1 protein-coding gene is annotated in these 219 nt (G+C 66.7%); it reads left to right on the top strand.

The window, feature by feature from the left end; all coding sequences use genetic code 11:
• Positions 1-76: 76 nt before the first annotated feature.
• Positions 77-219 (top strand): helix-turn-helix domain-containing protein (locus OP79_RS58860; protein ID WP_033330066.1); only part of this gene is annotated, 143 nt, incomplete at its 3' end.

The raw sequence follows: 219 nt of genomic DNA, 5'->3' as shown, positions 1-219 counted from the left end.
CGGCAGTGTGCTCGCTCAGGACATCGGAATGGGGTGTCTCAAGACATCGGCATGACCTCGGAGGCAGGGTCTGGCGATGTCGAAGAGGCGTCTGGTAATCACTGCTGTCGTCGTTGAGGGCCGTACCCAGGGCGAGGTCGCTCGCGCCTACGGGGTGTCACAGGGCTGGGTCAGCCGACTGGTGGCCCGCTACCGCGCCGAGGGCGAGGCGGCGTTCGA

This window comes from Streptomyces yerevanensis (genome assembly GCF_000716805.1).
In the GTDB taxonomy this organism is placed as follows: domain Bacteria; phylum Actinomycetota; class Actinomycetes; order Streptomycetales; family Streptomycetaceae; genus Streptomyces; species Streptomyces flaveus.
Note: the sequence above shows the minus strand (reverse complement) of the source record. Positions and strands in the feature narration are given on the sequence as shown.